This is a genomic window from Halopseudomonas sp. T1L2 (assembly GCF_055397385.1).
Window position 1 is genome coordinate 146,336 of sequence record NZ_AP040865.1, and the last position, 22,305, is coordinate 168,640.

The following is a 22,305-nucleotide window of genomic DNA, read 5'->3' on the forward strand; positions in this document are numbered from 1 at the left end:
CTCCTTTCATGCTCCCCAAGCATGTGTCGAAAATGATTTGAGCCGATATCAATAGGTCTCTGAGTCGTCATCGTCTTCTGGATATGGGGGGTGTCCCAACGCTTCCATATAGATCGGGTAGACGACGGCGTCTAGCTTGTCGCCCAAGGAGTGAGACAGGCGGTCAACTATTGCATTTGCTTCTGTGGCTTCAAGGTGTGTGAACAGCGGTTCGTTCGACTCACGATGCACGATTTCAGTGGCGTCGTCATTTGGGTCGAAGAGTAGCTCTGCATCTCGCATCGCCAGAAACCATTCTTGAGCATCTTGCTCTGTTGTTCCTTTGAGCTCCGGAATACGTGACTTTGGCACTTTTTTTCCTCTTATTTGAGATCTGATCAACATGATACTAGGTTGCCAAGTCTCTTCCCATTGGCCAAAATATGCAAAATGCGAAAAACGTTCCCAGGGGAAGGCTGAAGTATGGCAATCAACGAAACTCTCTCGAGCTTTACGGTTTTGCGCGAAAAGGCTGGTATGAGCATCGAGGACGTGATGGAGCTGACTGGAAAGTCGAAAAGCACTGTCTATCGTTGGGAGAAGGGGCAGATTCCAGCCGAAAAGCTTGCCCTCAAAGTGATCAACGAGCGTATCGCTAGAGCGAGTCGCGCGCACTCGGACAGGGTGCCAGGGGCATTCCGATTTATAGATTTGTTCGCTGGTATCGGGGGCATGCGTAAGGCTTTTGAGGGCGTTGGTGGACGGTGTGTGTTTACTAGCGAGTGGAATAAATACGCCCGCATGACCTACCAAGCGAACTTCGACTGCGATCATGACGTTGCTGGTGATATCACGAAAATTGCGGCCGAGGACATCCCTGAGCATGATGTATTGGTTGCAGGCTTCCCCTGCCAGCCATTCTCAATTGCAGGCGTTTCCAAAAAGAATTCCCTTGGACGCGCGCATGGCTTTGAAGACAAAACTCAGGGCACCCTGTTCTTTGATGTCGCGCGAATCATCGCGCATCACCGTCCTGCTGCATTTCTCTTGGAAAACGTCAAAAACCTGAGGGGGCATGACAAGGGTAGAACGTTCCAGACCATAATGGAGACACTTCAGGATGAGCTGGGGTACAACGTTCACTATCGAATTGTTGATGCCCGGCATTGGGTCCCTCAGCACCGAGAGCGGATTTTTATCGTTGGGTTTCGCGACGATGTGCCGTTCAATTTTGGTGAGCTGGTCTTTCCGGAGAAGGCTCCTGTCCTTGGAGATATCCTTCATCCGCAAAATGGTGACGAAGAGCCAGAGCCTCCTTTTACCGAGGGCGAACAAGCTCTCGTCGCTGACAAGTACACGTTGACCGAGAGGCTTTGGGAGTACCTTCAAGCCTATGCTGACAAGCATCGCGCAGCAGGGAACGGCTTCGGATTTGGTCTGAATGGCAAAGACGACGTAACTAGAACGCTTTCGGCACGTTACTACAAGGACGGCTCCGAGGTTTTGGTATACCAACATGGCAACAGGCCGCGTCGTTTGACTCCTCGAGAGTGTGCGAGGCTGATGGGTTTTGATATGCCGGGCGAGCCCCTTTTTGAGATACCAGTTTCGGATACTCAGGCATACAAGCAGTTTGGTAATGCAGTGGTGGTGCCCAAGGTAAAAGCTATTGCGCAGTTAATGCGTCCTCACGTGTTGGACATTGTTGAGTGTGCCAAGCAGCATGATCCGAATTTCGCTATCGCCGACTTGTTTGAGGTAGAGCAGGCGATCGCATGACGGATAGCGTCAGCGCTGAGAAGCGGAGCGAGATGATGTCCAAGGTTCGCTCGAAAAATACTCGGCCTGAGTTGCAGGTGCGACGATATCTGCATTCCAAGGGGATTAGGTTTCGATTGCACGATCCAAAGCTGCCGGGAAAACCCGACATCGTTATGCCTAGATGGCGCACCGTTATCTTTGTTCATGGTTGCTTTTGGCATTGGCATGGTTGTCGTTATTTCAGGCTTCCCAAGAGCCGTACACCGTTTTGGGAGGAGAAACTGGCGGGGAACAAGCAGCGCGATAGCCAAAATCGCATTAGGCTTGAGGAGATGGGTTGGCGAGTGATTGTCGTATACGAGTGCGCTCTGAGGGACTCGCCCAAGGATACTCTTGATAATCTCGTACAGGAGCTTCGCCGCAAGGCTATCGCTGCTCCGTGTATCTGATTACTGGATTTCGCCAATCTGTTGCCTTGTTCGGTAGGTCTATTTCTCGGCTTTCTGACCTCCCGATGGAGCGCAAAAAAGAAATAACACCCCCAGCCAGGCCCGCAGGCCGCTGGGGTGTTTTTGCTCAGTAGATCCGATTACACCACAGACCCGCTTCCACGTTGGCTTGAACGAACTCATCGCTTACAACGCCGGTACGGTTCATGCGTTCCAGGTAAGGAACGTCGAATTTCAGCAAGACCTGTTCGAAAACGCAGTTGCAGAACTTACGATCCGCGCCGCTTTGCGCGCAGCCTGACAAGAACTGTCCGCGCATTTTTTCTTCAGGGCTAGAACAGCCCGCTGCCAGTACGCTCAGCGCCAATACCGCCAATAGTTTATTTTTCACATCCTTGCTCCTTATATGCGGGACAGGACCTGGGACATGCCCAGCATCACGCCAATACCCATGCCGATCAGCTGAGGACCCGCGATCCAAAACAGCTTGGTGAACACTAGGCTGAAGAATCCGCCGGTGGTGAATACGGCAGACGGCCGCGCAAAGCGGCAGATGGCATCACCCAGCAGGGCGCCGCCCCAGCCGAGCAAGGTACCCACCAATACCGCGAAGGCTTTGGCGAAAAAGCCAGCACGCAGCACCATGCCAGAGTTGTTGAACGTTACAGCGAAGATGGCGAAGGCAAAGGCTGCCAGCGCCCAGCCGAGCACTTTGACTGGGACCGGCAAGGTGTCGTCGATGTAATCGTCCTCGTCGTTCTGGGGATCTCGTCGGTCGAGGTTGTTCTGTTCCATACAGCGGGCTCCTTTTGAGCGTTATTGGAATAGGTGCACCTGATCACCAGGCTGACTGAGGGCTTAAAAACCAAATAACCGGGCATCACTCCGGCGCTGGGTCGTCGGGCTCATCCATCAGCAAGAATCCGCAGTTCAGGCACAGGCTGTCGAAGGTGCCCAGCCAGTGCTTTGCCACGTTGTCGGCCAGAGCCTCGCCTTGAGCCGTGCCCTCTGCCAGCAAGGGTGCCGGCTCTGCCACTAATGCCACCAGCTTTCCTAGTTGCTCCCACGGTGCGTGGTTGGTCGGCGCGTCCTGCTGGCGCTCAACATGAGTACGCAGCAGCACATCCAGCACCCCGGCCATCACGACCAGGGTGCGCAGGTTCTGCCGATGAATCAGTGTGGCGCTGTTGCAGATGGTGCAGATGTTGCAGGTCTTCATCATTGCTGGATCTCCTTTACGGCTGCGTTCAGATCAATCCACGCTCGGCAAAGCTCACCGCTGTGGCTCCGCCAATCACCAGGTGATCGAGCAGGCGCACATCGATGGTTTGCAGTGCCGTGTGCAGGCGGGTGGTCAGGGTGCGGTCAGCTTGGCTGGGTTCTGGTACACCGCTCGGATGGTTGTGAGCGAGGATCACGGCAGCCGCGTTGGCATTGAGCACGGCTTTGATTACTTCGCGGGGATAGACGCTGGCACTGTCGATGGTGCCGTAGAACAGCCGCTCAAAACGCAGTACCCCGTGCTGACTGTCTAGGAGGATGACGCCGAACACTTCGCGCTCCTCATTGGCCAACTGGGAGATGAGGTAATCACGAACCAGGTTCGGACTGGTTAGGTAGTTACTGCGATAAAAGCGGGCTTCCAGAATGGACTGGGCCCAGCTCAGGACTTCGGTTTCGGACAGCTCAATGCCCGCTGTCGGCACCAGCGCCGACGACGTTTTTTGCTTGCTCATGGTGATCTCCGGATACAGGAAAACCCACCCGCTCAGGCGCTGGCGGGTGGATTGGCTTGTTGCAGGTTGTGGGTGCGTTCGAGAATCAGGTCGTGCAGGGTCGGCTTGCCGTTGCGGCTCCGGCGACTGCTGTACTGCGGCGTGGGCTTTTGCGTGGCGGTTGGTGGCGCTGACTCAACCACCGATTGCTCTGGATAGAACTCCTCCAGTACCAGATGCGAGTCCTCTTCGCTGTCTTCAAAGGCGCCATTGATGAGGCCCATCCGTGCAGCGGTATCCAGTGCTTGTTGATCAAAGCCCGCATCGCGCCGTGATTGATCCAGCTGGCGCGCCTGCGAGAGGGCTTCTTCCAGGCTCAGGCCACTACGCAGGGTCAGATCCACGTAGTAGATCGGTGCACCGTGACTCTGGCGGGTCGACTTGCCACGCAGGCGCAGTTCCAGCGGCAGACACGCCAGCCGATCTCCGGACAAGGCCTGCAGATAGCTCAACCGGGCCGATAGGGTGCGGATGCTGTTGTAGCCAGTGGTGCGAAACACAAAGCTCCCCAGCGGATCGTCATCACCAATGGCAACGTTCAACCGGCCATAGGGTTTGCAGTTGCCTCCAGGGGCCAGCGGACAGCCATCCGGTGAGGGGCAGGGCAGTGATTGAATACCCTCTGCGGTTGAGCGCTTGCACGACTCCCCGTTACCGACACACAGCGGTCGACCACTGGTGCGGTCAAATAGGCTGTACTCGGCACGGAAGTTCAGCTCAGGATCGTTGAACAGCAAGCGCACTGGAATGCTGCGGATCTTGCCGCCTTGTTCCTTGCGCAGCAGCTCATCGAGTGGATGGGGCAGCCAGCCATCGCGGGTCTGCACCTGAGAGGTGATGGTGAACTGGTCGTCTTTCTCCGGCAGGCGCTTGCCGTTCTTCTCGACCACCTTACCGATGGAGATACGCCCGAGCACGGGCGGGGTGATTGCCAGGCCTTTGATCATGGGAATGCTCCTGTAAGAAACAAAAAGGCCGACGCCATAACGGCAGTCGGCCTGAAGGAAGTGATGAGATGTAAAACCAATCAACTAACCAGAAAACGTCTGCTTCCAGGCTTGCTGATCTGGTACTGGGTCTTGAGGGCAGGGTGGTCCTTGAACAGCGCATCCAGGTCGATACCGGTGCCGTCCTTGGACTTCTTCCAACTGATGCTGCCGCTGGCGAAGATCGCTTTACTGGCTTCGCCCATGGCCTGCTGCAGCGACTGCTTGAGCTCGGCTTCGCGCTTGCCCAGATCAGTCAGGGAGGACCGCACCTGCTTGAGCTCATCGAACGCCTCCGACAGGGCTGTATCAGCGGAAAGATCCAGCTGCTCACCATTGTCAGCGGGGTAGAGCAGACGCAGCGCCGCTTCTGCTGAGTCAGAGCCATCCGCTGGTGGCGGGGTGTCGGTCTCGACGTGGTGCCAGAACTGCCGCTCCAGCGCTATCAACTGCTCAATCAACGCCTCGTCACGCTCAATGCGATACACCTCCAGTTGCTGACCGCCGAGCAAAACGGCTACATCCGCCGCTTGCTTACCAGTGACAGCCAACTGATGCATGACTTGGACTTCAACGTACTTGGGCACGCCGTCACGCCAGAGACGGGCACCGTTCAGACCGGCGGTTTTGCATTCGAGGATCTGGACCTCGTTGCTGCCAACCACCTCTCGGTCGATGTTAGCCAGCATCCAGGGCACGTCAGGGTGCTGCAGTACGGCATTGACCTTGCGGACCTTGTTGCCGGTGCGGCGCTGGTACTGCGATGCCACCACCGGCTCTAGCACCACGCCCCAGAACACCGGGGTGGTGTCGTCGTCCGGGTTGGGTTTGGCCAGGCCTACGTCACGGTTGGTTTTCTCCAGCCAGAGTTCCAGCTGGGATTTGTAAGGGTTGAGACCGATAGCGGCTGCTGCATCCGAACTGCCGATACCGCGTTTGCGCACGTCCAGCCAGTCGTTGCGAGAGAGGTCTTTGGTGCTGACCAGGCGCAGGACGCCACGGCCTGCTTTGTTGGCGCTGGTGGTCGGTGTGGTTTGATGCGTGTTCATAAGCAAACTCCAGACGCACAAAAGCCCGACCAGCAAACACTGATCGGGCTCAGGCGATTAGGTAGATGAGGGAATAGAAGAGAGCAACAGGCAAACGAAGCGAGAAGCTCAGGCGATCAGCTCCAGGGCATGATCCAGGGCTTTCTGCTTCAGGGTGGCACCTTGACCAAACCAAGCAGAATCGAGGCGGTGATCAATGCTGCGTGCACGTTTCTCGTGATCGACGTACTCGGTCACGGCATTAAGCAGGCCCCACGCGGTGTCTTGTGCCGACGCCAGTTGAGAGCCGCGTCCTTTGCCAGCGTACAGATCCTGCACTTTCTGCAGGGCGCGGTGCTGGGTGAGCTCCCGGCGATCCTCCACGTCCTGCTCGGTGTCGCAAATCACCCGCAGGAAGTAGCCAAGCGCTTCACCGGTGTTCACCTTGCGCTGGGACAGATGCTTCATGCGGTACATGAAGTCATCCCACTGAGCGACCGAGATGCCCAGCTGGCGTTTGACCGCCTTGGCGTTGAACTCGGTGTTGTGCGGCACCTTGATTGACTCGGCAGCGCCGTCCACCGCAATGGCCAGGGTGTTGTTGCAGACCACCCTTACCGTCGTCGGTGTGGCGACGGTCGACAGGGTGCCGTCGCAGGACGTGGCCAGCAGCAAGTAGCCGTTGACCAGGTCGTTACCTTTGAGTGAGGAGGCTTGGCCTGTACGCGCCAGTGCCCAGAACTTGCGACCACCCTTGAGCACACCTGCGGTCTCCAACTCAAAGCCCGCGTACTCGGTCAGATCCCGGTAGAACTCCAGCACGTCGAACGGCTGAACTACCTTGTAGCGCTGCGAGACCACCGACAGCGGGGCCTTGGTGTCCGAACGGTAGAGCACTTTCTGCTCCGGGAAGGTGTGGATGCTGCCAAGGTGCGCAGCCGAGTCCGATAGAAAGCGAACCGGGGACTCTTCGATATGCCAGTTCATACCGGCTTCATGCTGCCAGACCTCCAGCGGCTGCTTGCGGGACAGCTTGCTACCCAGGCCATGCCAGGGTGTGGTGCCAACGTAGGCCATGTTTTCAACTTGGTGTGCCATGGATACCTCCAAAACGGCATAGACCGCCCGAGCTAGATAGCCCAGGCGGTCAAAGAGAATGAGAAAGGACAAAGCGAAACAGGGAAAGACAAAGAAAGCGGGAAGGGCGGAGATCAGAAGTGCGCGTTGCAGTCGAGGCAGCGGAAACGGCAGAGCAACTGCTCATCGAGCACCTGGCCCAAGCGCAGTCCAGCAATACAACCGGCAAAGGCACCGGTGATAGCGCCAAGCACTGCACCCGCACCAATGCCAGCAGGGCCGCCAGATGCACCGACTTGCATGCCGATACGCAAACCGGCTGCAGCACCGGATGCAGAGCTGGCTGCAGCACCACTGAACGCACCCGCCACGGTGCCTACTGTGCCACCGAGACGCTTGCCGTAATGGCAGTACACCACGCGCTGCGAGCGACAGCGCGGACAGGATTTGGACATAGAGAATTCCTCACGAGACAGGCCAGTTGAGCGGACTGGCTGGGGTAGGCTCGTGGGAGTTATGTAGGGTTGAAAAAAATTTGAATGGAAAAGCCTGTGCAAGGGACTGCAATGGTGACGGGGCCTGGATGAGGATGTTACGCAACTCCGCACCTGCTATCGCTCAAACGTCAGTGCCGCATGCAACAACCCTCGATCACGTGCGGGATTGTTGTATGTGGGGGATAGACAGCGCTTTGCGCCCTAGAATAGTCTTGAAGCGCAAAAGGGACAGCTCAACGTGCCCAACGCTCAGCCGAGCGGACTTTGCACTCCGGCAAAGGCATTACCAAGGACATGGGTATAAATCTGCGTAGTACGCACATCGGCATGGCCAAGCAGGGTCCGCACCGTGCGAATATCACTGCCGCGGCGCAGCGCATAGGCCAGGCTGACGTCGCACTGGAAAAAATGCATCTTGCTCGTGCCAAGCAAGTTGGATGCGGGCTTTGCGATCCCCGCAATTGCTCACTTTCCCCGCTCGCCAGTCGGCAAGCTGGCGGTACATCCATTTGCGTCTGCAAATGTCATTGCGTTGCCGCCGCCACGTATATCCGTTGTGAAGTGCTCTTCTGGCGCCAATGTTTCAGCTTGGATTAACCGCCCGTGCGGCCAAGTCTTCTGCGAGCTTCATGGGTTTCTGCGCTCCGAGTGAAGCATCAACTGCACCAGTGTCAGGTCCAGCCAGCGGCCGAATTTGCAGCCCACCTGACGCATCTGGCCGACGTGGGTGAAGCCGAGCTGCTGGTGCATATGGATCGAGGCGCGATTCTCGCTTTCGATCGCGCCGACCATCACATGTCGGCCGGCGCTACGGGCGCGCTGGATCAGTTCGCGCATCAGGCTGCGGCCGACGCCGCCGCCGCGCTGGCCATCACGTACATACACCGAATGCTCGACGGTATGACGGTAGCCTTCGTGAGGCCGCCAGGGGCCGTACCTGGCATAGCCGACCACCTGGCCATCATCGTCCAGCGCCACGAGGACCGGGTTGCCCTGTTCCTGGCGTTCGGCAAGCCAGGCACGGCGGTTCGCCAGGTCGACCGGCGAGTCGTTCCAGATCGCCGTGCTGTTCTGCACGGCTTCGTTGTAGATATGCAGGATGCCTTCGAGATCGGCATCCTGGGCGTCACGTATCAGCACATCGAAATCCTTCTGGGTGGTCGGGGGCGCATGGCGCAGAAGACATTGACCTGCTTCCCGGGGCCAAGGTGCCTCGCCTTTTTGGCCTGCGGTTGCACGGCTCAGATTCGAACGCATGCAATTGTCGAACCGAACCAGTCACACGGGCCGCTGAGCCAATTCGTAACGGCAGGCGATGACTTCGGTCAATGTCGGCGCAACTTTTGCCGGGCTGATCGGGTCCTATTCAGCGTCCTTAGCGTCGTTCGCATTCCGCATGCGGAGGGCTATGGTCAGGCTATCGCATTGCATTTCGAGAGGTTACCGCATGAATTTTGCCTATAGCCCACGCGTGGAAGCGCTGCGCATGCAGCTGCGCGCCTTCATGGACGATCACATCGTGCCGCGCATCGGCCTGTGGCACCAGGAGGTGGGGCAGGGGCACTTTCCGGTGCCCTTCATGGCGGACCTGAAGGCCCTCGCCCGCTCGGAGGGGCTGTGGAACCTGTTCCTGCCCTCCCTGCAGGCGGATGAGCCCGGCACGGGCTTGAGCAACCTCGAATACGCGCCGCTGGCGGAGATCATGGGACGCGTGCATTGGGCCTCCGAGGTGTTCAACTGCAACGCGCCGGATACCGGCAACATGGAGCTGCTGCACCTGTTCGCCACGCCAGAGCAACGCGAGCGTTGGCTCAAGCCGTTGCTCGAAGGCGAGATTCGCTCGGCGTTCGCCATGACCGAGCCGGACGTGCCGTCCTCGGATGCCACCAACATCCAGACGCTGATCCGCCGCGACGGCGACGAGTACGTGATCAACGGGCGCAAGTGGTTCATCACCAACGCCTCGCACCCCGACTGCCGGCTGCTGATCGTGATGGGCAAGACCGATCCGCAAGCCGACACGCACCATCAGCAGAGCATGATCCTTGTGCCCTTCGATACGCCTGGTGTCGAGCTGGTGCGCAACATCCCGGTGATGAACCACATCGCTCCCGAGGGCCACAGCGAGCTGGTGCTGCGCAACGTGCGGGTTCCGCTTGGCAACCTGTTGGGCCGGGAGGGCGAGGGCTTCATGATGGCGCAGGCGCGCCTCGGGCCGGGGCGCATCCACCATTGCATGCGTTCGATCGGCATGGCGGAGCTGGCGCTGGAATTGATGATCGAGCGCTGCCAGGAGCGCAAGGCGTTCGGCCGCTACCTGCAGCAGTATTCCAACATCGCAGACCGGATCGCCGAATCGCGTATCGAGATCGAGCAGGCACGCCTGCTGGTACTGAAGACCGCCTGGATGATCGACGAAGTGGGAGCGAAGGCAGCCCGCAAGGAGATCGCCATGATCAAGGCTTTGGTGCCGCGCATGCATACACGGGTGGTCGACCGGGCCATGCAGGCGTACGGCGCCATGGGTCTGACACCGGATACGCCATTGGCCGACATGTGGACCGGCGGCCGCGCGCTGCGTTATGCCGATGGTCCCGACGAGGTCCATCTGCGCAGCATCGCGCGCATGGAGATCAAGGCCAGCGAAGCGAATCGAGGTGCAACCGCGGCCTACCTGACGCCGCCTGGACGGAAGTGAACGACGGTGATGCGGGCGGCTCCCCAGGCGGCGCCGCTTCGGCCGTTAGACAGTGCAGAGGGTATCGTCTAGGCTGAGTCTCACGTGACTAAGCGGCACGGCATTGACTTGGCGCAATGAAACAGCTCCCAAGGACGTGAGGTTGATCTGCGTCAAGGATGGCTTGTGGCGCCATCGCTAACATGGCGACTACATCCAGCAGTGAGAGTAAGGGAAATCCATGAAACCCCTAGGTTTTGCAGTCGTCGGCACCTCGCGCCGCTGGGTAGCTGGCTTTACGATCCTCCTGGCTTTGATGTTCTGTGTATCCGTGGCACAGGCAAAAGAGTACGAAGCAGAGCAGCAACGCATCGAGTTGCTTTTCCCGAAAGTCACCGAAATTTCCGAGCCCGAGGGCGAGTACCAGGTGCGCACCCTTGCGGACGGGGTGGGCACGATCTACGGGTACGCCTTCCAGAGCATCAATGTCACGGACATGCCGGCCTACTCCGGCAAGCCGATCAACATGCAGATCCTGCTCGACCCCAAGGGCGTCATCGTCGATGCCTACATGCTCGAGCACCACGAACCCATCGTGCTCATCGGTATTCCCGAGCAGAAGGTTCACGACTTCAACGCCAACTACAGCGGCATCCACGTCGACCAGCGCGTGGTAGTCGGTCGTTCCAGCGACAAGAGCGCGGTCACGGTCGACGCCGTTACCGGCGCCACCGTGACCGTGATGGTGATCAACGAGATCGTCATGCGTGCGGCCCACACCGTGGCGGTGGATCTGGGGCTGGTCGAGGCGGGGGCCACCGCGCGACCCAAGCCGGCGCTGGTGCGCGAGGACGTCTTCCAGCCGACCAGCTGGACCGAGCTGGTGGGAAATGGCGCCATCCGCCGCATGCACCTGACCCGTGGCCAGGTCGACGATGCCTTCAAGGGCACTGAGGCCGAGGGTGTCGACGTTGCCGCGGCGGAACAGCGCGACGAAACCTTCATCGATCTCTACGCCACGCACTTGAACCCGCCGACCATCGGCCGCAACCTGCTGGGCGAGCGCCAGTACGCCGATCTGATGGCGAACCTCAAGCCGGGCGAGCATGCCTTTGCGGTGCTGGCCAACGGCGAATACTCATTCAAGGGCTCGGGTTACGTGCGTGGCGGCATCTTCGATCGGGTTCAGCTGCGCCAGTTCGGCGACACCATCAGCTTCCGCGACCTGGACTTCATCCGTCTGTCCGACGTGTATGCCGAAGGCATGCCGGAATTTTTCGAGATGGCGATCTTCACCGCCCGCGAGCAGTATCGCTTCGATCCGGGCTCGCCCTGGAACCTCGAGCTGCTGGTGCGTCGCCAGGTCGGCCCGGTGGAGAGCATCTTCACCAGCTTCGAGATGCCCTACGTGATGCCCGAGGAGTACATCGAGCGGGTGCCGCTGACCGCCGAAGAACTGGCCGCCATCGAGGAAGCCAACCGGCCGCTGTGGGTCAACATCTGGTACCAGAAGAGCTTCCAGGTGGCGGTGATCCTGGTCGCGCTGGCGCTGCTGACGGTCATTCTCTTCCTGCAGGACAAGCTCACCCAGCATCCCAACTTCCTCAAGCGGCTGCGCCATGGCTACCTGGTCTTCACCGTGGTGTTCATCGGCTGGTATGCGCTGGGACAACTGTCGGTGGTCAACGTGCTGACCTTCGTCCATGCGCTGGTGCAGGACTTCCGCTGGGAGCTGTTCCTGACCGATCCGGTGATCTTCATTCTCTGGGTGTTCACCGCCGCGAGCATCCTGCTCTGGGGGCGTGGCGTGTTCTGCGGCTGGCTGTGCCCCTTCGGTGCGCTGCAGGAACTGATCAACGAGGCTGCGCGCAAGCTGAAGATTCCCCAGTACGACCTGCCTTTCGGCGTGCACGAGCGGCTCTGGGCCATCAAGTACATCGTCCTGCTGGTGCTGTTCGGCATCTCGCTGGAATCGATGATGTTGGCCGAGAAGGCCGCCGAGATCGAGCCGTTCAAGACTGCCATCACCCTCAAGTTCGACCGCCAGTGGTGGTTTGTGCTCTACGCGGTGGTGCTGCTGGTGGTCAACATATTTACCCGCAAGGTCTACTGCCGCTACGTCTGCCCGCTGGGCGCGGGGCTGGCGATCACCGGTCGCTTCCGCCTGTTCGACTGGCTCAAGCGGCGCAAGGAGTGCGGCAATCCCTGCCAGATCTGCGCCAACGAATGTGAAGTGCAGGCGATCCATCCGGATGGGCATATCAACCACAACGAATGCCATTACTGCCTGGATTGCCAGATGACCTATCACAACGAGAACAAGTGCCCGCCGCTTATTCAGAAGAACAAGCGCAAGAAGCGCGACAAGAAAGCGCCGGTCGGGGCCGAGCTGATCCCTGTAGTGCAAGTGGTGGAACCCTGAGTGATCGCCACCGGGCGAAACGCTCAAAACTGGTCGGTTGACCGTGTTGAAGATGTTCAATTAGGAGCAAAACCCATGAGCGACAATGATTCCAAGAACACTCCGCAAACGCTGGAGAAGAACGGCCTGAGTCGCCGCGGCTTCCTCGGCGCCAGTGCCCTGACCGGTGCCGCGGTGGCGGCCACTGCCCTGGGTGGTGCCGTCATGAGCCGCGAAAGCTGGGCGGCAGCCGTCAAGGACGCACAATCCAAGATTAACGTCGGCCCGGGCGAGCTGGACGAGTACTACGGCTTCTGGTCCGGCGGTCACCAGGGCGAAGTCCGCGTGCTGGGCGTACCGTCCATGCGCGAGCTGATGCGTATTCCGGTGTTCAACGTCGACTCCGCCACCGGCTGGGGTCTGACCAACGAAAGCCGCGCGATCATGGGCGACAGCGCCAAGTTCCTGAACGGCGACTGCCACCACCCGCACATCTCCATGACCGACGGCAAGTACGACGGCAAGTACCTGTTCATCAACGACAAGGCCAACAGCCGCGTCGCGCGTATCCGCCTCGACATCATGAAGTGCGACAAGATGATCACCGTGCCGAACGTGCAGGCGATCCACGGTCTGCGTCTGCAGAAGGTGCCGCACACCAAGTACGTCTTCGCCAACGCCGAGTTCATCATCCCGCACCCGAACGATGGCAAGGTCTTCGACCTGCAGGACGAGAACAGCTACACCATGTACAACGCCATCGATGCGGAAAGCATGGAGGTGGCCTTCCAGGTGATCGTCGACGGCAACCTCGATAACACCGACGCCGACTACACCGGCCGCTTCGCCGCTGCTACCTGCTACAACTCGGAGAAGGCCTTCGACCTGGGCGGGATGATGCGCAACGAGCGTGACTGGGTGGTGGTATTCGACATCCACGCGATCGAAAATGCCGTCAAGGCCGGCAAGTTCATCACCCTGGGCGACTCCATGGTACCGGTGGTCGATGGGCGCAAGAAGGATGGCAAGAACAGCGAGTTCACCCGCTACGTGCCGGTGCCGAAGAACCCCCATGGCCTGAACACTTCTTCCGATGGCAAGTACTTCATCGCCAACGGCAAGCTGTCGCCGACCTGCTCGATGATCGCCATCGACATGCTGCCCGACCTGTTCGCCGGCAATCTGACGGACGAGCGTGACGTGGTGGTCGGTGAGCCGGAACTGGGTCTCGGCCCGCTGCACACCACCTTCGACGGTCGCGGCAACGCCTACACCACGCTGTTCATCGACAGCCAGGTGGTCAAGTGGAACATGGAAGAGGCCCGTCGCGCCTACAAGGGCGAGAAGGTCAACTACATCAAGCAGAAGCTCGACGTGCACTACCAGCCGGGCCACCTGCACGCCTCGCTGTGCGAAACCAGCGAAGCCGACGGCAAGTGGCTGGTGGCGCTGTCCAAGTTCTCCAAGGACCGCTTCCTGCCTACCGGCCCGCTGCACCCGGAAAACGATCAGTTGATCGATATCTCCGGCGACGAGATGAAGCTGGTGCACGACGGCCCGACTTTCGCCGAGCCGCACGACTGCATCATGGCCCGCCGCGATCAGATCAAGACCAAGAAGATCTGGGACCGCAACGATCCGTTCTTCGCGCCGACCGTGAAGATGGCCGAGAAGGACGGTATCAACTTGACTACCGACAACAAGGTCATCCGCGACGGCAACAAGGTCCGTGTCTACATGACCTCCATGGCGCCGGCCTACGGCATCACCGACTTCACCGTGAAGCAGGGGGACGAAGTGACTGTCGTGGTGACCAACATCGACCAGATCGAAGACGTGTCCCACGGCTTCGTGGTGGTCAACCATGGCGTGAGCATGGAGATCAGCCCGCAGCAGACCTCGTCCATTACCTTCGTGGCGGACAAGCCCGGCCTGCACTGGTACTACTGCAGCTGGTTCTGCCACGCGCTGCACATGGAGATGGTCGGCCGCATGATCGTCGAACCGGCCTGAGGCCAGGTGTTGGTCGTGGGAGCGGTGGATGATGCCATCGCGCAGCGTGGCGCCGAGTCGCTCCCATGATCATTTCCAACCCGGCGAACTGGCTTCGCCGGGTTCCCGAACCCGCCTGACGCTGAAGAGAAGGTAATTGACGTGCTCAGATTTCAGGCTATGCGTGCGTGCTACACCCTGGCGCTTACCGCGCTCATGATTCCCGCGGGAGCCGCCCTGGCGGAACCGCAACCGCTCACCTCGCTGCCGCTGCAAGCGCAGGGCGAGAACCGCTGGACACTGCCCGCCGGCGAATACACCGGACAATTCATCATCGATCAACCGCTGGCGCTGCACTGCGCGCAGGGTGCGGTGATCAAGGCGCCGGGGCAAGGCAACGTCCTGACCGTGCGCGCAGCGAACGTGACCATCGAGGGGTGCGCGCTGCGTGACTGGGGGCGCGACCTCACGGCGATGAACGCGGCGATCTTCCTCGAACCGACCGCCACCGGCGCGCAGATTCGCAACAACGACCTGCAAGGGCCGGGCTTCGGCATCTGGGCCGATCGCAACCGTGACCTGCTGGTCGAAGGCAACCGTATCGAGGGCGACCTCGGCCTGCGTTCCCAGGATCGCGGCAACGGCATCCACCTGTTCTCCGTGCGCGGTGCTCGAGTCATCGACAACCATGTCTGGAACACCCGCGACGGCATCTACATCGACAACTCCAACGGCAACAGCATCGAGCGCAACCTGTTCGAGGACCTGCGCTACGGCGTGCACTACATGTTCTCCCACGAGAACCGCGTGATCGCCAACATCACCCGCCGCACCCGCACCGGTTACGCGCTGATGCAGAGCCGCAAACTGACCGTGATCGGCAACCGCTCCGAGCACGATCAGAACTACGGCATCCTGATGAACTACATCACCTACTCGACCCTCAAGGACAATTTCGTCACCGATGTCGAGCGTGGCGATACCGGTGGCGACAGCATGATCAGCGGCGGTGAAGGCAAGGCGCTGTTCATCTACAACTCGCTGTTCAACACCATCGAGAACAACCACTTCCAGCGCAGCGATCTGGGTATCCATCTGACCGCCGGCTCGGAAGACAACCGTATTTCCAGCAACGCCTTCGTCGGCAACGCGCAGCAGGTCAAGTACGTCGCCATACGGACCCAGGAGTGGTCGGTCGACGGGCGCGGCAACTACTGGAGCGACTACCTGGGCTGGGACCGCAACGAAGACGGCCTGGGCGACATCGCCTACGAGCCCAACGACAACGTCGATCGCCTGCTGTGGATGTATCCGCAGGTGCGTCTGCTGATGAACAGCCCGAGCATCGAAGTGCTGCGCTGGGTGCAGCGCGCGTTTCCGGTGATCAAGTCACCGGGCGTACAGGACAGCCATCCGTTGATGAAGCCACCTACCCGAGGCGTGACAGAGGAACCGATGAACACAACGCAGAGGCCCCACTCATGAATGCCGTCGAGATCCAGGGCGTCAGCCAGCGTTACGGCGACATGACAGTGTTGCATGATTTGAACCTGAACCTCGGCGAAGGCGAGGTACTGGGGCTGTTCGGCCATAACGGCGCCGGCAAGACCACCAGCATGAAACTGATTCTCGGCCTGTTGCAGGCCAGCGAAGGGCGCGTCCAGGTGCTGGGTCGTGATCCACGCACCACCGACGTGCGCCGTCACCTGGGCTATCTGCCGGAGAACGTCACCTTCTATCCGCAACTGACGGGGCGCGAGACCCTACGTCATTTCGCGCGCCTGAAGAGCACGCCGCTGGGCCAGGTGGACGATCTGCTCGAGCAGGTCGGCCTCGCCCACGCCGCCGATCGCCGCGTGAAGACCTACTCCAAGGGCATGCGCCAGCGGCTCGGCCTGGCCCAGGCGGTGCTCGGCGAGCCGCGCCTGCTGCTGCTCGACGAACCCACCGTGGGGCTGGACCCCATCGCTACCCAGGAGCTCTACCTGCTGATCGATCGGCTGCGCCAGACAGGCACCAGCGTGATCCTCTGTTCCCACGTGCTGCCCGGCGTGGAGGCGCATATCAACCGTGCGGCTATTCTCGCCAAGGGGCGCCTGCAGGCCATCGGCAGCCTCAAGCAGCTGCGCAGCGAGGCCGGCCTGCCGGTGCGTATCCGCGCCAGTGGCATCAGTCAGAGCGAGGCCTGGCTGGAGCGCTGGGCCAATGCGGGGCACTCGGCGCAGCGTCTCGGCGAGGATGGTGTCGAGGTGATCGCCATCAACGGCCACAAGCTGCCGTTGCTGCGTGAGCTGCTCGGGGAAAGCGAACCCGACGATGTGGAAATCCACCAGCCTTCGCTGGAGGATCTGTACCGCTATTACATGGAGCGCGCCGGCGATGTGCAGGCCGCGGAGGGCAGGGTATGAACCAGGTCTGGAACATCGCCCGCAAGGAACTCAGCGATGGCCTGCGCAACCGCTGGTTGCTGGCCATCAGCCTGTTGTTCGCGGTGCTGGCCGTGGGCATTGCCTGGCTCGGCGCGGCCGCCTCGGGGCAGGTGGGGTTCACCTCGATCCCGGCGACCATCGCCAGCCTGGCCAGCCTGGCCACCTTCCTGATGCCGCTGATCGCGCTGCTGCTGGCCTATGATGCCATCGTCGGCGAGGACGAAGGCGGCACGCTGATGCTGCTGCTGACCTACCCGCTGGGGCGCGGCGAGATCCTGCTCGGCAAGTTCGTCGGCCACGGGCTGATCCTTGCCCTGGCGGTGTTGATCGGCTTCGGCGGCGCCGCTCTGGCCATTGCCCTGCTGGTCGAGGATATCGAGCTGGGCCTGCTGCTCTGGGCCTTCGGTCGCTTCATGGTTTCCTCCACGCTGCTGGGCTGGGTGTTCCTTGCCCTGGCTTACGTGCTCAGCGGCAAGGTCAACGAGAAATCCAGCGCCGCCGGCCTGGCGCTGGGGATCTGGTTCCTGTTCGTGCTGGTGTTCGACCTGGTGTTGCTGGCGCTGCTGGTGCTCAGCGAAGGCAAGTTCAGCCCCGAGTTGCTGCCCTGGCTGCTGCTGCTCAACCCCACCGACATCTACCGGCTGATCAATCTGTCCGGCTTCGAAGGCGGCGGCGCCATGGGCGTGCTGTCGCTGGGCGGCGACCTACCCGTGCCGAACGCCGTGCTCTGGCTCTGCCTGTTGGCCTGGGCAGGCGCATCGCTGCTGCTGGCCTATGGCATCTTCCGTCGGCGCCTGGCCTGACTTTCTGGAGGGAAACGAATGATGAACAATCTGTACCGTACCGGCGGCCAGGCGCTGCTCGCGATGCTCCTGGCATTCGGGCTGGCCGCCTGTGGCGACAAGCAAGAAGTCCAGCAATCGCTCGACCCGGTGGCTTTCCATGAAAGTGACGAATGCCACGTCTGCGGCATGATCATCGCCGACTTCCCCGGCCCGAAAGGCCAGGCGGTGGATAAGGCCGGCGTGAAGAAGTTCTGCTCCACCGCCGAGATGCTCGGCTGGTACCTTCAGCCGGAAAACAAGCTTCTCGATGCCAAGCTCTATGTGCATGACATGGGCAAGAGCGAATGGGCGCACCCCAGCGACGAGCACCTGATCGACGCCCGCACGGCCTGGTACGTCGCCGGTACGCCGCTCAAGGGCGCCATGGGTGTCTCCCTGGCCAGTTTCGCCGACGAGCAGCAGGCGCAGCAGCTCGCTGCCGAACATGGCGGACGGGTGCTGCGCTTCGAAGAGATCGACCATGCGGTGCTGCAGCAGGGCGCGGACATGCAGCACCACGACATGCATGAGCACATGTCCGAAACCGAACACAACGATCACGCGGGTCATTGACCGCATTCGACGCAATCGAGGTAAGCAAAATGATGGGTATCAGCATCTGGCAGCTTCTGATCATTCTTCTGATCGTGGTCATGCTGTTCGGCACCAAGCGCCTGCGTGGCCTGGGCTCGGATCTGGGCAGCGCGATCGCGGGCTTTCGCAAGTCGGTGAGCGAGGATGAAAGCACGGCCCAGGTGGAGCCGGTCAAGCCGGAACACAAGTAAGGGCTTCTGCTCCGGGTTCACCGAAGGGCGAACCCGGCCTGCCGGGGGCACGCTTCTTCCAGTTCTCTTCCGCCAGGAAGAGAAGGCTTCGTATCACCCAGGCCACAGCCCATCGCGTGCGGGTGCGTCACGCTGAGTATCGTTTCACTCATGCCATTCTGCGATGCGGTTCTGCGGACTGCCGGTGACCGGCTTCTTTCGTTCGTTGCTAGGGTCTGTTGCCAGCTCTCGCTGTCCATCACCAGCACACGATGCTGGCCGATGGCGGGCACGAAGGTCTGGTTGCCGGCCACGGTCCAGCCTTCCAGGTGCGGCATCTTGTAGACCGGCAGTTTCTGCTGGCCACGGCCGTAGCCGTCGAGGATGCGTTCGACGCCGCGCTCGGGGTGCCAGAGGTCGAGCTTGGCCATGCCGTCCTCGCCGAACAGGCCTGCGATGTAGTAACGACCCTCCGGCGTGAGCAGCGCATCGTAGGGCTGGTTGCCGATGTTCTCGAAACGGCTGATCTGCGGCGTGCGGCTCTGGCTGAAGTCCAGCAGCCAGGTTTCGCCGGTATCGAACAGGCTATAGATGAAGCGTTGGCCCGGTACGTCGGTGACGCCCACCACGCGGGAATTGCGGCTGCCGTCGGCCAGCGGCGTGGCGGGAATGTCGGCGATCTGCTCCAGGGTCTGGGAGTCGAAGACCTTGACGCCTCCCGGCTCGTAGTTGCCCACGGCGATCAGACGGCCGTCCTGGCTGATGGCGCCGCCGATGCTGCTGCCGCCCTGGATCACGCGCTTGTCGATGCGCTGGCGCAGCAGGTCGACTTTGGTCAGCCCGCCGTCGCGGCCGAAGACATAGGCGAAGCGCTGGTCACGGGAAAACACCACCGAAGCGTGGGACAGGTCGCCCAGCCCCTCGATGCGCGCCAGGCTGCTCATGCCGCTGCTCTCGATCAGTTGCAGGCTGCCGGTGGCGCGTTCCACCACCACGCCCAGGTCGCCGGTGCCGCGCAGGGGTTGTTGCGCGCAGGCGCAAAGCAGGCCGGCCGCAGCCAGCAGCAGGAAGGGACGGATCATGGCTTTGGATATCCTTCGAGAAGCAGATCGACCAGCCAGACGATGTCCTGCTCGTCGAGCAGGGCATTCCAGCCGGGCATGGCGGTGCCGGGTCTTCCGTGGGTCACGGTGGCGATGAGGCTGTCGCGGGGTTTGCCGGTCAGTGCGTCGCGGGTGATGGCGGGGCCGAGGCCGCCGGTCATGCGCAGGCCGTGACAGGAACCGCAGTCCTGCACGAGAAGGTGTTCGAGTTGAGCCTGGCGTTCGGCATCAGGTGCCGCGGCCAGGGCTTCGGGAATCAGGAGGAGGGACGCCAGGGCGAGCCCCAAACGTGATACTGCGTGTCGGGACACTGTCATGACGTCCTCCAGGACGCTAGGTTACTTCTGGCTAAGAACCCACTCGGCGAGGATCTTGGCTTCTTCTTCGGTTACAGCATTTGGCGGCATCGGGATCGGACCCCAGACGCCCTGGCTGCCGTTCTTGATGTGGCCGGCAAGCAGGTCGGCTGCGCCTTCCTGGCCCGCGTATTTGGCGGCGACTTCCTTGAATGCCGGGCCAACCAGCTTGGCATCGATGCTGTGGCAGGCTGCGCAAGGCTTGCTCTTGAACAGCGCTTCGCCGTCCTGAGCAATCGCCGGTTGCAGCATCAGCGCGCCGCTCAGGGCGAACAGCGGAACCAGGATTTTTTTCATGAGTACTTCCTCAAGGCTAATTGAGGGGAGGATCTGAGCCCGCCCCGGTGGAAAAACCCAGCAACAAATGTACTGGGTGGATGCACGTTAAATTTTACCTCAATGCCCTCCGGTCAGACTTACAAGACTCTCCTGAATCATGTCAAGTAATGTCAAATAAAGTACGCCTGAAGCAGCGCTAAATATCAAGCCCTTTACGCTATGTGGACCGCCCCAGGTGTACAGACTAAGTATCACCTGACAACAGCCCCGTTCCGGGGCTGAGTTAATCAGCGTCTTCCGTAGCCGGTTCTGTCTGCTCAACAATACCTTCGGTGAACGCTTGGCTTTACGCTTTGCCGTTCATCATTTGCCCCTATTGTGCAAGGTACAGCGCCCAGTCCTCCATCAGCTTTCGCCGTTTCTCGAACATGTCACCGCGCCGATACGCAGACTCGACCGAGCTTTCCAGCGTATGAGCCAAAGCCTGCTCACAGACATCACGGGGATGAGATGTGTTTTCGGCCGCCCAATCCCGGAATGTGGATCTGAAGCCGTGGACGGTTATATGGTCGTAGCTCATTCGTTTCAGCGTCATCAACATAGACATGTTCGATAGGGGCTTGCCGTGGTCCCTACCCGGGAATAGGAACGGACTGTCGTCTATTCGATGTAAGCCTTCCAGGAGTGAACGAAGCGCGCCGGTTATTGGCACGCGGTGAGATCTCCCCGCTTTCATACGTTCATCAGGTATGGTCCAGATGCCTTCCTGCAGATTGACCTCATCCCACGTTGCGCCAAGTACTTCACTTGTGCGACAGCATGACAGGATGGTCATCTCTAGGGCGCGATGTGATGGGGAATGACACTGACGCAACTTGGCTATAAATGAAGGCGCTTCCTGCCAAGGGAGTGCAGGGTGGTGCACAACTTTGCTCACCTTGCTGCGTTTGGGGAACAGCTTGTCGAGATGCCCGCGCCATCTTGCGGGGTTTTCTCCTTCACGCAGCCCGACAGCTTTTGCTGCATCCAGAACCAACTCAATCCGGTTTCGTACACGGGAAGCGGTTTCCGGCACTTTGGTCCAGATTGGCTTCAATACCTTGAGCACGTGCTCGGTGGTGATCTGGTTAGGCGGTAAGTCACCGATGAGAGGGAAGGCGTAGGTGCTTAGCGTATTGGTCCACTGGCTTGCATGCTTGGCGTTTTTCCAACCAGCTTTCTGGGACTCAATGTAGTCGAGCGCAACACTTTCGAACGTGATCGACATTGCTGCTGCACGGCGTTGCTCCGCCTCAGCCTCTTCGCGTAGGCGCTTTCGTTCATCAAGCGGGTCTATGCCCGTTTTGGCCAGTTTACGTGCATTGGCCGCTTGGTCTCGTGCTTCGGCCAGGGTGACCTCTGGGTAAGCCCCGAGTCCCATGTCACGGAGTTTGCCATTGGTGCGGTATCGGTACAGCCAACTGGCGCTTCCGGGTGACTTGATACGAAGATACAGACCGTCACCATCGTTGTGCATTTTCGAGGTGCCATCCTTGACGAGCTTTTCAATGGTTTTGGCTGTGAGATTACCCAAGGGGGACTCCTGGAATTAATGTGGTAAGCCTTCGCTGGCCCATACTCTGGCCCATACTTTAGCGCTGGAAGTGCTGAGACGTCAAAAGACGATGTGCTAAAAAATATCAATCTAAAACATGGTGTTACGCCATTTTTTCGGATTTTTAGAGATGTGCTGAAACACTGAAAATAAGGACTGACTCTCCGCCAATAAACAAAACGCCCAGCCTAGCTGGGCGTTTTTGTTTATCCGGCGAGCTCTCGGTGAGAACCCTCGTTCGACCGAGCCTGCAACGCAGGCGAGGAACGCCGGAGCGCAGCGACGGCGGCCCCTCGAAGAGGGGTGAGGCGCGCAGCGCCGAATAATCCCTGAC

24 protein-coding genes and 1 pseudogene are annotated in these 22,305 nt (G+C 60.1%); 10 read left to right on the plus strand and 15 right to left on the minus strand.

From position 1 onward, the window contains the following. Window positions 1–48: 48 nt before the first annotated feature. Window positions 49–351: a hypothetical protein gene (locus ACZ5WQ_RS00750; RefSeq protein WP_464382909.1), complete on the minus strand. Its 303-nt coding sequence runs from the start codon at window positions 349–351 to the stop codon at window positions 49–51. Window positions 352–462: 111 nt separating this feature from the next. Between ACZ5WQ_RS00750 and dcm the strand changes: the two genes are divergently transcribed. Further along, window positions 463–1,758 (plus strand): DNA (cytosine-5-)-methyltransferase, encoded by a 1,296-nt coding sequence (gene dcm, locus ACZ5WQ_RS00755; RefSeq protein WP_464382910.1) that lies wholly within the window; start codon window positions 463–465, stop codon window positions 1,756–1,758. 35 nt (window positions 1,759–1,793) lie between these two features. Next, complete coding sequence (locus ACZ5WQ_RS00760; RefSeq protein WP_269688717.1) at window positions 1,794–2,189, plus strand: very short patch repair endonuclease; 396 nt, start codon at window positions 1,794–1,796, stop codon at window positions 2,187–2,189. Window positions 2,190–2,316: 127 nt separating this feature from the next. Here ACZ5WQ_RS00760 and ACZ5WQ_RS00765 read toward each other — a convergent pair whose 3' ends face one another. The 10 genes from ACZ5WQ_RS00765 to ACZ5WQ_RS00810 all read right to left on the minus strand — a co-directional run bounded on the left by ACZ5WQ_RS00765 (window position 2,317) and on the right by ACZ5WQ_RS00810 (window position 8,692). Next, window positions 2,317–2,580 (minus strand): hypothetical protein, encoded by a 264-nt coding sequence (locus ACZ5WQ_RS00765; protein WP_464382911.1) that lies wholly within the window; start codon window positions 2,578–2,580, stop codon window positions 2,317–2,319. A gap of 11 nt (window positions 2,581–2,591) precedes the next feature. Then, complete coding sequence (locus ACZ5WQ_RS00770; RefSeq protein ID WP_335601002.1) at window positions 2,592–2,984, minus strand: hypothetical protein; 393 nt, start codon at window positions 2,982–2,984, stop codon at window positions 2,592–2,594. A gap of 85 nt (window positions 2,985–3,069) precedes the next feature. Continuing rightward, the gene (locus tag ACZ5WQ_RS00775) at window positions 3,070–3,411 is read right to left on the minus strand and encodes a hypothetical protein (protein ID WP_464382912.1); all 342 of its coding nucleotides are present in this window, start codon (window positions 3,409–3,411) and stop codon (window positions 3,070–3,072) included. A gap of 25 nt (window positions 3,412–3,436) precedes the next feature. Beyond that, window positions 3,437–3,925: a RadC family protein gene (gene radC / locus ACZ5WQ_RS00780; protein WP_464382913.1), complete on the minus strand. Its 489-nt coding sequence runs from the start codon at window positions 3,923–3,925 to the stop codon at window positions 3,437–3,439. Between the two features lie 32 nt (window positions 3,926–3,957). Further along, on the minus strand, window positions 3,958–4,911 hold the full coding sequence (locus ACZ5WQ_RS00785; RefSeq protein ID WP_464382914.1) for a recombination directionality factor: 954 nt from the start codon (window positions 4,909–4,911) through the stop codon (window positions 3,958–3,960). Window positions 4,912–4,991: 80 nt separating this feature from the next. Beyond that, window positions 4,992–5,999, minus strand: coding sequence for a YqaJ viral recombinase family nuclease (locus tag ACZ5WQ_RS00790; protein ID WP_464382915.1), 1,008 nt, complete (start codon window positions 5,997–5,999; stop codon window positions 4,992–4,994). A gap of 108 nt (window positions 6,000–6,107) precedes the next feature. Further along, a complete protein-coding gene (locus tag ACZ5WQ_RS00795; RefSeq protein ID WP_464382916.1) occupies window positions 6,108–7,076 on the minus strand; it encodes a DUF932 domain-containing protein in 969 nt (322 codons plus the stop codon). 113 nt (window positions 7,077–7,189) lie between these two features. Beyond that, complete coding sequence (locus ACZ5WQ_RS00800; RefSeq protein ID WP_464382917.1) at window positions 7,190–7,510, minus strand: hypothetical protein; 321 nt, start codon at window positions 7,508–7,510, stop codon at window positions 7,190–7,192. 291 nt (window positions 7,511–7,801) lie between these two features. Next, a complete protein-coding gene (locus tag ACZ5WQ_RS00805) occupies window positions 7,802–7,966 on the minus strand; it encodes a tyrosine-type recombinase/integrase (protein WP_464382918.1) in 165 nt (54 codons plus the stop codon). 213 nt (window positions 7,967–8,179) lie between these two features. Then, window positions 8,180–8,692, minus strand: a complete 513-nt coding sequence (locus ACZ5WQ_RS00810) for an N-acetyltransferase family protein (protein ID WP_464382919.1) — start codon at window positions 8,690–8,692, stop codon at window positions 8,180–8,182. A gap of 307 nt (window positions 8,693–8,999) precedes the next feature. Between ACZ5WQ_RS00810 and ACZ5WQ_RS00815 the strand changes: the two genes are divergently transcribed. From ACZ5WQ_RS00815 to tatA, 8 genes are all read left to right on the plus strand, one after another. Next, a complete protein-coding gene (locus ACZ5WQ_RS00815; protein ID WP_464382920.1) occupies window positions 9,000–10,250 on the plus strand; it encodes an acyl-CoA dehydrogenase family protein in 1,251 nt (416 codons plus the stop codon). 220 nt (window positions 10,251–10,470) lie between these two features. Beyond that, window positions 10,471–12,651 carry a transcriptional regulator NosR gene (gene nosR / locus ACZ5WQ_RS00820; protein ID WP_464382921.1) on the plus strand — a complete coding sequence of 727 codons (2,181 nt, stop codon included), beginning with the start codon at window positions 10,471–10,473 and terminating at the stop codon, window positions 12,649–12,651. Between the two features lie 75 nt (window positions 12,652–12,726). Further along, the gene (nosZ, locus tag ACZ5WQ_RS00825) at window positions 12,727–14,643 is read left to right on the plus strand and encodes a TAT-dependent nitrous-oxide reductase (RefSeq protein WP_464382922.1); all 1,917 of its coding nucleotides are present in this window, start codon (window positions 12,727–12,729) and stop codon (window positions 14,641–14,643) included. A 159-nt stretch (window positions 14,644–14,802) separates the two neighbouring features. Further along, window positions 14,803–16,107 carry a nitrous oxide reductase family maturation protein NosD gene (locus tag ACZ5WQ_RS00830; RefSeq protein ID WP_464383677.1) on the plus strand — a complete coding sequence of 435 codons (1,305 nt, stop codon included), beginning with the start codon at window positions 14,803–14,805 and terminating at the stop codon, window positions 16,105–16,107. Next, window positions 16,104–17,030, plus strand: a complete 927-nt coding sequence (locus ACZ5WQ_RS00835; protein WP_464382923.1) for an ABC transporter ATP-binding protein — start codon at window positions 16,104–16,106, stop codon at window positions 17,028–17,030. Before ACZ5WQ_RS00830 ends, ACZ5WQ_RS00835 begins: the two co-directional genes overlap by 4 nt. Continuing rightward, window positions 17,027–17,854: an ABC transporter permease gene (locus ACZ5WQ_RS00840; protein ID WP_047306344.1), complete on the plus strand. Its 828-nt coding sequence runs from the start codon at window positions 17,027–17,029 to the stop codon at window positions 17,852–17,854. Before ACZ5WQ_RS00835 ends, ACZ5WQ_RS00840 begins: the two co-directional genes overlap by 4 nt. A gap of 21 nt (window positions 17,855–17,875) precedes the next feature. Then, a complete protein-coding gene (locus ACZ5WQ_RS00845; RefSeq protein ID WP_058077829.1) occupies window positions 17,876–18,448 on the plus strand; it encodes a nitrous oxide reductase accessory protein NosL in 573 nt (190 codons plus the stop codon). Between the two features lie 29 nt (window positions 18,449–18,477). Continuing rightward, complete coding sequence (gene tatA, locus ACZ5WQ_RS00850) at window positions 18,478–18,660, plus strand: twin-arginine translocase TatA/TatE family subunit (RefSeq protein WP_464382924.1); 183 nt, start codon at window positions 18,478–18,480, stop codon at window positions 18,658–18,660. A 212-nt stretch (window positions 18,661–18,872) separates the two neighbouring features. On the opposite strand, the pseudogene ACZ5WQ_RS00855 reads toward tatA, so the two are convergent. The 4 genes and pseudogenes from ACZ5WQ_RS00855 to ACZ5WQ_RS00870 all read right to left on the minus strand — a co-directional run. After that, window positions 18,873–19,721: pseudogene (locus tag ACZ5WQ_RS00855) on the minus strand (cytochrome D1 domain-containing protein); the annotation flags it as partial. After that, entirely contained in the window at window positions 19,718–20,059 is a 342-nt protein-coding gene (locus ACZ5WQ_RS00860) for a c-type cytochrome (protein ID WP_464382925.1), read from the minus strand. The pseudogene ACZ5WQ_RS00855 and the gene ACZ5WQ_RS00860, both read right to left, overlap by 4 nt. Window positions 20,060–20,080: 21 nt before the next feature. Continuing rightward, window positions 20,081–20,395, minus strand: a complete 315-nt coding sequence (locus ACZ5WQ_RS00865) for a c-type cytochrome (RefSeq protein ID WP_014851536.1) — start codon at window positions 20,393–20,395, stop codon at window positions 20,081–20,083. 355 nt (window positions 20,396–20,750) lie between these two features. Then, window positions 20,751–21,950 (minus strand): tyrosine-type recombinase/integrase, encoded by a 1,200-nt coding sequence (locus ACZ5WQ_RS00870; RefSeq protein WP_273010050.1) that lies wholly within the window; start codon window positions 21,948–21,950, stop codon window positions 20,751–20,753. Window positions 21,951–22,305: the final 355 nt, after the last annotated feature.